This window comes from Gottfriedia sp. NPDC058432 (assembly GCF_042721555.1).
Lineage (GTDB): Bacteria > Bacillota > Bacilli > Bacillales > Bacillaceae_G > Gottfriedia.
This window is the reverse complement of record NZ_JBHXLC010000024.1, coordinates 62780-72980: the sequence shown is the minus strand read 5'-3', so window position 1 is coordinate 72980 and position 10201 is coordinate 62780. Positions and strand designations below refer to the sequence as shown.

Annotated in this window: 9 protein-coding genes; 3 read left to right on the top strand and 6 right to left on the bottom strand. The window is 35.7% G+C overall.

The window, feature by feature from the left end:
- The first annotated feature begins 170 nt into the window (after nt 1–170).
- The 3 genes from ACFWM3_RS19775 (at nt 171) to ACFWM3_RS19765 (ending at nt 3882) form a co-directional block, all read left to right on the top strand.
- Entirely contained in the window at nt 171–590 is a 420-nt protein-coding gene (locus ACFWM3_RS19775) for a CBS domain-containing protein (protein ID WP_390312663.1), read from the top strand.
- Nucleotides 591–1023: 433 nt separating this feature from the next.
- Nucleotides 1024–2397 (top strand): aspartate aminotransferase family protein, encoded by a 1374-nt coding sequence (locus ACFWM3_RS19770; protein ID WP_390312662.1) that lies wholly within the window; start codon nt 1024–1026, stop codon nt 2395–2397.
- Nucleotides 2398–2415: 18 nt separating this feature from the next.
- Complete coding sequence (locus ACFWM3_RS19765; RefSeq protein ID WP_390312660.1) at nt 2416–3882, top strand: CoA-acylating methylmalonate-semialdehyde dehydrogenase; 1467 nt, start codon at nt 2416–2418, stop codon at nt 3880–3882.
- A 217-nt stretch (nt 3883–4099) separates the two neighbouring features.
- Here ACFWM3_RS19765 and ACFWM3_RS19760 read toward each other — a convergent pair whose 3' ends face one another.
- The 6 genes from ACFWM3_RS19760 to ACFWM3_RS19735 all read right to left on the bottom strand — a co-directional run bounded on the left by ACFWM3_RS19760 (nt 4100) and on the right by ACFWM3_RS19735 (nt 10200).
- Nucleotides 4100–4321 carry a hypothetical protein gene (locus ACFWM3_RS19760; protein ID WP_390312658.1) on the bottom strand — a complete coding sequence of 74 codons (222 nt, stop codon included), beginning with the start codon at nt 4319–4321 and terminating at the stop codon, nt 4100–4102.
- Nucleotides 4322–4342: 21 nt separating this feature from the next.
- Nucleotides 4343–5743 (bottom strand): dihydropyrimidinase, encoded by a 1401-nt coding sequence (gene hydA / locus ACFWM3_RS19755; RefSeq protein WP_390312656.1) that lies wholly within the window; start codon nt 5741–5743, stop codon nt 4343–4345.
- Nucleotides 5740–7047, bottom strand: coding sequence for an NAD-dependent dihydropyrimidine dehydrogenase subunit PreA (preA, locus tag ACFWM3_RS19750; RefSeq protein ID WP_390312653.1), 1308 nt, complete (start codon nt 7045–7047; stop codon nt 5740–5742). Before preA ends, hydA begins: the two co-directional genes overlap by 4 nt.
- A 16-nt stretch (nt 7048–7063) precedes the next feature.
- Entirely contained in the window at nt 7064–8401 is a 1338-nt protein-coding gene (locus ACFWM3_RS19745) for an NAD(P)-dependent oxidoreductase (RefSeq protein WP_390312652.1), read from the bottom strand.
- A gap of 325 nt (nt 8402–8726) precedes the next feature.
- Nucleotides 8727–9296 carry a TVP38/TMEM64 family protein gene (locus ACFWM3_RS19740; protein ID WP_335411707.1) on the bottom strand — a complete coding sequence of 190 codons (570 nt, stop codon included), beginning with the start codon at nt 9294–9296 and terminating at the stop codon, nt 8727–8729.
- A 214-nt stretch (nt 9297–9510) separates the two neighbouring features.
- Nucleotides 9511–10200 (bottom strand): zinc metallopeptidase, encoded by a 690-nt coding sequence (locus ACFWM3_RS19735; RefSeq protein ID WP_056473859.1) that lies wholly within the window; start codon nt 10198–10200, stop codon nt 9511–9513.
- Between the last annotated feature and the right edge of the window lies 1 nt (nt 10201).

The following is a 10201-nucleotide window of genomic DNA, read 5'->3' as shown; positions in this document are numbered from 1 at the left end:
ACAGTAATAAATGAATATGAGGTAATTGTTGAAAAACATATATTATTTATGTTTTAATCAAATCGCAGTGATAAACAGATACCGCTACTAAAAAACGGAATTGAAGTTATAAACTTCAGCATTATAGAATAATCAAACTTTATATCTAGAAAAATTAAGGAGTACGAAAAATGAATATTGCGTTTTTCTTTACCCCCAAAAATGAACTTGTTTATATGAATATCAATTCGACAATGCGTCAAGCTCTTGAAAAAATGGAACACCATCGTTTTACTGCAATTCCTTTAGTTGATGATAACGGGAAATATGTTGGTACGCTAACTGAAGGTGATTTATTATGGAAATTAAAAAATACTGCAAGTTTATCATTTTCTAACACAGAAAAAATAAATCTAAGCGACATTTCCTTGCATCAAATATACGCACCTGTATCAATTAATGCACAAATTGAAGATTTATTTTCAAGAGCGGTTAATCAGAACTTTATTCCAGTTATTGACGATCATGAAGTTTTTATTGGCATGGTTAAGAGGAGAGCAATTATTGAGTATTGTAGTGAGAAATTGTTAAATGAAAGTCAATCTAATTAAGTAATGCGTAAAAAAGAGCAACTACATTAATTTGTAGTTGCTCTTTCACGCTGTTGAAAAACAACCTTGTCAATTAACTTACCAAATTTTCGTAAATGAGTAGAGTGATGTTGATTTCCACTACAGGGTGCTCTCTTTCCATGGGGCGAGATTCTTTAGCCTCCTCGGCGAGCCTGCGGGGTCTCAGCCTTCCCGCTTATCCCATAGGAGTCGAGCACCCCTCCGTTCCAATCAACTCCGCATAAAATCAAAAAATAGCATTTCAATTACCTAAATTATAGGAGCACAGTTCATTTTTTTAATGATTAGTGCTCCTTTTACTTATATCTAACAATTTGTCTAATCGTAATAGGATAATATAGTCCATTCAGTAATATTAATTAATAAAGATGTAAAATTGAGATTTCAATAAATGAAAGTTGGTGACAAAATAGTGAATGATAAAACTGTAAAATCAGCCCATTCTACTTCTCTATCTAAGGAAGAGCTTCTTGAATTAGACCGAAAATATGTATGGCATCATATGTCGCCTCACAACCCAAACCCAATGGTTCTAGTTTCAGGTAAAAATAGTACAGTCACTGACATTGATGGTAAAAGTTATTTAGACGGTATGTCAGGATTATGGTGTGTGAATGTAGGTTACGGTCGCGAAGAAATAGCCAAAGCAGCTGCCGAACAAATTCAAGCAATTCCCTATGTCCCAATGTCCCAAGGTAATGTACCTTCCATTTTATTAGCTGAAAAGTTAAATGAATGGCTTGGTGGAAACTATCGTATTTTTTATTCAAATTCTGGATCAGATGCTAATGAAGTAGCTTTTAAGATTGCTAGACAATACCATCAACAAAATGGTGAACCTTTGCGTTATAAATTTATCTCAAGATATCGTGCATATCATGGTAATTCGATGGGTGCTTTAAGTGCTACTGGTCAAGCTAACCGAAAAGTTAAATATGAACCTCTTTCTTCAGGTTTCCAGCATGTAGCACCACCATATTGTTATCGATGCCCATTTGGTAAAACGTATGGAGATTGCGGTATCCAATGTGCCACTGCAATCGAAGATGTTATTAATTACGAAGGTGCTGAAACGATTGCAGGGATCATAATGGAGCCAGTTATTACAGGTGGAGGAGTAATTGTACCACCAGCCGAATATTTAACAAAAGTTCGAAAAATTTGTGATAAATTTGGTATTTTGTTAATTGTTGATGAAGTAATATGTGGCTTTGGCCGCTCTGGAAAACAGTTTGGACATCAAAACTTCGGTATAAAACCAGATATCGTCACAATGGCTAAAGGTATGACCAGTGCCTATTCACCTCTTTCAGCAACTGCAGTAAGTAGCGATCTATATGAAGTCTTTAAACAACCAGGGGCAGATAATCATTTTCGTCATGTGAACACATTTGGAGGAAATCCAGCTTCATGTGCAGTTGCACTTAAAAACTTGGAAATAATTGAAAGAGAAAATCTAATAGAGCGTGCAGCCTATTTAGGCGAAGAGCTCCGTAAAAAGTTAGATAGTTTACTAGCTTATAAAAATGTTGGAGACATCCGAAGTTTTGGTTTTATTGCAGGAATTGAACTTGTTGAAGATAAAAAAAGTAAAAAACCTGCTAGTCCAGAGTTGGTGTTAAAAATAATTACTGAATGCAAGGCACAAGGATTAATAATCGGTCGAAACGGAGATACGGTTCCAGGCTATAATAATATCCTTACACTTTCTCCTCCATTTACAACAACTGATGAAGAGCTTGATTTTATCGTAAATACTTTAAACAAAGCATTCTCAAAACTATAATCGTACGGGGTGATATTCTTGTCTACACAAACTAATATAAAGGTTTTAAAGAATTTTATAAATGGTGAATGGATTGAAGCTTCACCAGATGCCAAAACAATTCCAGTTCCAAATCCTGCTACTGAAGAAATATTAGCATTCGTACCTCTCTCAACTAAATCAGATTTAGAATCCGCTGTAAAAGCAGCTAAAAAAGCTTTTATTACATGGAGTAAAACGCCTGTTCCTAAAAGAGCAAGAATACTATTTTCATATCAACAATTACTAATTAAACATTGGGAAGAACTTGCTAATTTAATAACAGTTGAGAATGGCAAAAGCTATAATGAGGCATACGGAGAAGTTCAACGTGGAATTGAATGCGTAGAATTTGCTGCCGGTGCGCCGACATTAATGATGGGTAAACAATTACCTGATATTGCGACAAATATTGAATCGGCGATGTATCGATACCCTGTTGGAGTTGTTGGTGGAATAACGCCTTTTAATTTCCCAATGATGGTCCCTTGCTGGATGTTCCCATTAGCGATTGCATGTGGAAACACGTTTATTTTAAAGCCTTCAGAACGTACACCACTACTTGCAAATCGTTTAGCAGAACTCTTTACTGAAGCAGGTCTTCCAAAGGGTGTATTTAATATTGTTCATGGAGCACATGAGATTGTAAACGAATTACTTGAAAACAAAGATGTCCCTGCCATTTCATTTGTAGGCTCTCAGCCTGTGGCGGAATATGTTTATAAAACTGCATCTGCAAATGGTAAGCGCGTTCAAGCTTTAGCTGGTGCTAAAAACCATAGTATCGTTTTACAAGATGCAAACTTAGATGAATCGGTAAAGCAAATCATTACAGCAGCATACGGTTCAGCAGGTGAACGATGTATGGCATGCTCAGTAGTTGTAGCAGTTGGTGAGATTGCCGATCCTTTAATTGAAAAATTAAAAATAGAAGCTAATAGCATTACGATTGGAAATGGACTAGATGATGATGTATTCCTAGGTCCGGTTATCCGCAGGGAACATCGCGAACGAACGGAAAAATATATTGAATGTGGAATTCAAGAAGGTGCAACCTTATTACGTGATGGACGCAATGATTTAATTAGAAAAGAAAAAGGTTACTTTATTGGACCAACTATCTTTGATAACGTAAACCCATCAATGAAAATTTGGAAGGAAGAAATTTTTGCACCAGTGCTTTCGATCGTTAGAGTTGAATCATTAGAGGAAGCGATTGAACTTACTAACAAATCGGACTTCGGAAATGGCGCTTGTATCTTTACAGATAGTGCATCAAGTATTCGATATTTCCGGGAGAACATTGAAGTCGGAATGCTTGGAGTAAATATCGGTGTGCCAGCACCAATGGCTTTTTTCCCATTCTCCGGTTGGAAAAACTCTTTCTATGGTGACCTACATGCAAATGGAGCAGATGGGGTCGAATTCTATACAAGGAAAAAAATGATTACGAGTAGATTTGAATAAATATAATTGGGCTTTTACATTAGTTTGGGCAACTGGACAATGGGAAAGCCTTTTTAAATAGAAAAAATCGCATATTCCGTGAGTAGATACGGATTAGATGCGATTTGTCATTCATTATTGGTTTATTTTTATAAATCTGAGTGAAATTCATCTATCCTCTTAATGATTTATCCTTTTAGAACGCTCATTTTCAAGGTTAATTGCAATTCACTGATTATCAAAAATGAATCCCAAACTGCTTAATAATCAGCGAACCAAAATACTTCCGTGTATCAGCATTCATTATATGAAGAGTGATAAACTGCTCCTCTTCATCTTGATTTTCAAAGTCAACATAAGCACCGTCTAGCGTTTCTCTAACATTTTTAATTTTGTAGCCTTTCTTCATAAGGGAATCTATTTGATTTCTCTCGATTAAAAACTCCTTGTATGTTGACATTAGCTACTCATTCCCTTCTTACTAATCTTCTATTAAACTAGATTCACCATACTTCTTCCTCTTTAAATACTGTCCACTACCTGCATTACCTACAAATTGCTTCTCTTTTATGACAAACTCTCCACGAACTAAGACACTCACTGGCTCTCCTGTTACTTCCATCCCTTCGAATGCGTTATAGTCGACTGCCATATGGTGAGTTTCGGAGGAGAGAGTACGTTTACTATTTGGATCAAAAATAACTAAATCGGCATCTGACCCAACTGCAATTGTTCCTTTCTCGGGGTATAGTCCAAATAGTTTTGCACTTCTAGTAGAAGAGATGTCAACGAATTGATTTAATGTTATTCTGCCTTTTTTAACGCCTTCAGAGAACAAGATGCTTACGCGATCTTCAATCATTGGTCCTCCGTTTGGAATTTTTGAAAAATCGTCACGTCCTAGATCCTTTTGACCTTTGAAGTCAAAAGAACATTGATCGGATCCTAATGTTTGCAGATTTCCATTTTTTAATGCATTCCATAATACATCTTGGTTCCATTTTTCGCGAAGTGGTGGAGACCAAACGTATTTTGCTCCTTCAAAATCAGGTTTTTCTAGCATTGATTGATCAAGTACTAAGTATTGAGGGCATGTTTCTCCCCATATATCGATTCCATTATTTCGGGCTTCCGTTATTTTTTCAACAGCCTCTGCACAAGTAACATGAACGACATATAATTGTGAATTTGCAAGTCCAGTTAATGTAGCCGCTCTACCTGTCGCTTCACCCTCTACTTCTGGAGGACGCGTCAAAGCATGGTAAATAGGTTCTACTTTCCCTTCAGCTAAAGCTTGATTGATTAAATAATCTACAACATCTCCATTTTCCGCATGCACCATTACTAATGCCCCATATTCTTTTGCTGCTAATAGCGTACGGTACAATGTCGCATCATCAGCTTGAAATACATTTTTATAAGCCATAAATACTTTAAATGATGTAATTCCCTCTTTTTCTATTACTCTAGGTAACTCTTGTAATACCTCATCATTTATTTCTCCAATCATAAGATGAAAACTATAATCGATTACTGCTTTATTTTTCGATTTTTCATGCCATGTTTCGATGGCTTTTTGAAGTGATTCTCCTTTATTCGTTAAACAAAAATCAATAATTGTTGTTGTTCCACCAAAGGCAGCGGCAATCGTTCCTGATTCAAAATCATCTTTTGTGACAGTCCCACCAAATGGCATATCTAAATGTGTATGTGGATCTACTCCACCAGGAAAAATATAATGATCTGTTGCATCAATCATTTCAACGTCCGTACAATCTAAATTTAGTCCAATTGCAGTAATTTTATTTTCCTCTATTAAAATATCAGCCTTGTAAGTATCCGTTGCAGTGACGATCGTTCCATTTCGAATGATTTTCTTCATTTTCTTTTCCTTCCCCCCTTTAAAATTGAATATTGGTTAGTTCGTGCTAATAGCTTTAAAGCTTGTTGGCGATCATTCCAAGTCATCGAAGGCTGTTTATTTGGAATCTCTACCATGTTGATTGCATCTTCCACCGGACAGACGATTTTGCATAAATTACATCCTACGCAGTCTTCCTCCCGAACCTTTAAATATGACCTTCCATTTTCATCTACGGTCATATCAATACATTGGTGAGATGTATCTTCACAAGCAATATGACATTTATTGCAGTTAATGCACGTCTCAGTATCAATCCTAGCAACTACTTGATAATTTAAATCTAAATTTCCCCAATCTGAATATTTATGAACTGCTTTCCCTACTAGCTCCGTTACTGAAGAAAGACCTTTTTCATCTAAATAATTATTTAAACCATCAATCATATCTTCAACAATGCGGAATCCATGATGCATTGCTGCGGTACATATTTGAACTCCAGTTGCTCCCATTAATAAAAACTCTACTGCATTTTGCCAATTCGAAATGCCACCAATTCCGGAAATTGGAACTGATATACGTGGATTACGTGCACATTCTGCCACCATATTTAATGCAATAGGTTTTACTGCAGGTCCACAATAACCACCATGTGCTCCCTTCCCGGCAACATGAGGAACCGTATTCCAAGAATCTAAATCTACTCCCATTAAACTGTTAATTGTATTAATCATACTGACTGCGTCAGCTCCACCTCGAACTGCCGCTTCCGCTGTTACAGTAATATCAGTAATGTTTGGAGTTAATTTTACAATCACAGGTGTCTTCGCAACTTCTTTTACCCAAGAAGTTTGTTGCTCTACTAATTCAGGAACTTGACCGGATGCAGACCCCATTCCTCTTTCTGCCATTCCATGTGGGCAGCCAAAGTTCAGTTCTAAACCATCAACTCCAACATCCTCTACTCTTTTCACAATTTCGTGCCATTTATATTGTTGCGGTTCAACCATAAGTGATGCAATAATCGCTCGGTCTGGAAATCTTTTTTTCGTTTCATAAATTTCTTTTAAATTTACTTCAAGAGGTCGATCAGATATCAATTCAATATTATTAAATCCTGCAACTCTTTGTCCGTTAAAGTTAATAGCAGCAAAACGTGAGGAGGTATTAATAATTGGTTCCCCTAACGTTTTCCAAACTGCCCCACCCCAACCAGCTTCAAACGCACGTTGGACTTGATAACCCGAATTTGTTGGAGGCGCAGAAGCAAGCCAAAATGGGTTAGGTGATTGTATGCCCGCAAGATTGATTCGTAGATCTGCCATGAATGAAAACCTCCTTTTAAGTGTTTAACTGTTTATGAATCGCATAAGCTACTTCTTTTCCTTGTTGTGCTGCAGTTACTACCATTGCTTCACCTTGCCCTTTTCCAAAAATGACATCACCACACGCAAAAACTTTAGGATTAGACGTCTGAAAAGATTCTTGGTTAATTTTCACAACTCCATCTCTATGTTCTAACCCAAATTGTTCGATTAACTCTGTATAGCGAGTTTGACCGATCGCTTTTATGACTCCATCTACCGGTATCGTGAAATTGGAATCGGGAACAAGTACAGGCCTGCGGCGACCATCTTTTCCAACTTCACCTAATTCTAATCGTACACACTCAAGTGCAATTACTTTTCCGTTTTCACCAATTATTCGTATTGGTAATGTCAGCCATCGGAATTCCACTCCATCTTGCTTGGCAAAATCATATTCAAATTGATAAGCGCTCATTTCCAATTGCGTCCTACGGTATAAAATTTTGACATTGCCTGCGCCTAAACGAACAGAACAAGTCGCAGCATCAATTGCAGTATTGCCCGCTCCTATTACAGCAATGTTTTTACCTATATAACGATTTGATAGCTCCCCTGATTTTGTCTCTTTTACAAAATCAATCGCATCGTATACTCCGTCCAAATCCTCTCCATCAATATCTAACATCGGAACTTTCCCCATTCCTATAGCCAGAACAACCATGTCATATTTTGCTAATAATTCATCGGAAGAAATATCCGAACCGACTCTAGTATTCGTATGAATTTTTACATCCAAGTTTTCAATTTGTTGAACTTCCCAGCTTGATATACTTTTTGGTAACCTGAAAGAAACGATCCCATAACGATTTAATCCTCCAGCATGATTTTCCGCTTCAAAAATCGTTACTTCGTATCCTAATAGGGCAAGTTCACGAGCAGCTGCTAAACCGGATGGACCACTACCAATGATTGCAACTGTTTTTCCGTTCTTTTTTCCAGCCTTAAATAATGATTGATTATTTTTTATCGCCCAATCAGTTGCATAACGTTGTAAATTGCCAATCATGATCGGTTTAGTAGAAGATTTTAGTACGCATGCACCTTCGCACAGTTCTTCTGTAGGACAAACCCTGGCACAGCTTGCTCCAATAGGATTAGATGACATAATGGTTTTAGCTGATCCTTTTAAATTACCTGAACCAATTTTCTTTATAAACGTTGGAATGTCAATCCCAGTTGGACATGCTTTAATACATGGGGCATCATAGCAATAAAGACATCGATGTGATTCTTCAAATGCTTCTCGTTCTGATAACCCAGGATGTACTTCTTCAAAGTTCTTCGATAAATTCTCTAACGAAACTCTATTCACTAACAACACCCTCCTATTAGGCTACAAAATTACTTTTTAAGAAAGCGAATTATACGATTCATTTCCATATTCATCAATAGTGCCTTAAATAAAACATATTTGATTAAAGCAGTTTTCAAGTAAGAACAATTACTTCTTTTATTTCTTAAAAAGGTAAAGCTTTTTCTAAAATTGAGGTATTTCAATATATGACTAAATAAATTAATTTAGACATGTTTATGTAAGGGGTTATCAGTGTTTAATGAATGAAAATTAAAGCTTTGGATTTAGTAGATAAAAATAAAGCTCAAACCTTATATTAGGTTTGAGCTTTATTACATTTTTCTTAAATTTTATTCTTCACAAAAACATTAAATCGTTTTCTATAAAAATAGATCAGCAAGACGATAATTAACAGTCCTAAAATGACTTTACCGAATAAAGTGAACTCTAAAACTTGATTAACAGAATACGATTCAAATAATACGACGGGTAGCTTACCAATCAAACTTGCTAACATAAAACTTGACCATGTGATTTTTCCAAAGGCTGCAAACAAAGTAATCAAACTAGATGGAATAAAAGGAATAAAACGCAGAACTAACACCCCGTAAAAAGCTTCTTTTCCTTCTAGTCTTAATAGCCTATTTAAACCTTTAAACTTAGTTGAATTACTAATAAACCTTTTTTGTAAACCCTTTCTATACAATATGAAAGATACGAATGTACCTAATAATTCACCTATGAAAGAGATTAAAAATCCACCAGTAAAACCGAATAATTTAATATTGATTGCTGTCAAAAACCAAGCTGGTATAATACCAACAATACTAATTAGAACATTAATTAAAATACTAAGTATCGCAGCATAGTCTTTGTATGTATTTAAAAAATGTTCAATTGCAGAAAGTGTCATAATTTTCCCCCATTTTTTTTAACCACTTAATTGTACAACATTTAGTATGATAAAAAAGCTAAGGTTCCAAAAATACATAAATCTTCCATAAATTAAAACCTATTTACTATTTTAGACATTGAAATTTTAAACATACTAGCCAATTTAAATTTAATTTTTAAAACAAAAAAAGATGACTTCGAATGCTACTCGAAATCATCTGTTTGATTATTATTTACTCTTCTTCAGTTTGTCCTTGGAAGAAGATAAATAAATATTTTACTAATTCTAAAACTGAAATTAAGGTTGCCGCTAAATACGTAAGAGCAGCAGCTCCTAATACTTTATTTACACCTTTTCTGTCTGTATCATGGATGATGCCACTTGCTAACATTAATTTTTTTGCTCGTGAACTAGCATTATACTCAACTGGTAAAGTGATCAGTTGAAATGCTACTGCTATAGAAAATAGTAAGATCCCTACTCCAATTAGAGAAAATGCTTGAAGTAAAAATCCTGCTAGTAGTAGTAATGGTGCTGCACCCGATGCAATGTTAACGATTGGGAAGATTCGATGACGAAGTGTTAAAAATCCATATGAAGTATCATGTTGTATAGCATGACCTACTTCGTGTGCTGCAACTGATACAGATGCAATTGATCTACCATAGTATACTTCCTCAGATAAGCGAACTGTTCTTGCCATCGGATCATAATGATCAGATAATCGTCCAGGCACTACTTCCACTGGTACGTTTGGTAAATTATTATTGTTTAATATATGTCTTGCTACTTCAGCTCCGGTTAATCCTCCTGATGCAGGCACTTCAGCCCAGTGATTAAAACTAGATTTCACTTTAAATTGAGCCCAAATCGATAAACCGAAGGCAATAATAATAAGGAAATCCATAGGGTGAAAAAACATT